1 rRNA gene is annotated in these 457 nt (G+C 49.5%); it reads left to right on the plus strand.

Annotation, left to right across the window (positions count from 1 at the left end):
* Window positions 1–233: 233 nt before the first annotated feature.
* A 16S ribosomal RNA gene (locus tag KYX17_RS31650) occupies window positions 234–457 on the plus strand; the annotation flags it as partial.

Here is a 457-nt window from a genome sequence, read left to right on the forward strand (position 1 = left end):
TAAGATAGAGAAGTTGCCCTTCGGGCCTGGTTGTGATGGCTGGGTCGGGGGAGCGTCTGATCCTTGAGAACTCAACAGCGTGCACTTGTCAAATGCCAAATAACCTCGTTCCTGCTTCGGCAGGGTGAGATTCCTTTGGATCAATTTATATGGATGTCAGTTTGATATTCATTCTTTTGGTCAGTTTCAAACTCGCTGCATGATCGTTTTCCCGGTTGTGTATGCATTTCTTTTTTACGGAGAGTTTGATCCTGGCTCAGGATGAACGCTGGCGGCGTGCTTAACACATGCAAGTCGAACGGTGAAGCAGGAGCTTGCTCTTGTGGATCAGTGGCGAACGGGTGAGTAACACGTGAGCAACCTGCCCCGGACTCTGGGATAAGCGCTGGAAACGGCGTCTAATACTGGATACGAGAAGCGACCGCATGGTCAGTTTCTGGAAAGATTTTTTGGTCTG

It is taken from the genome of Microbacterium sp. CIAB417 (assembly GCF_022788845.1).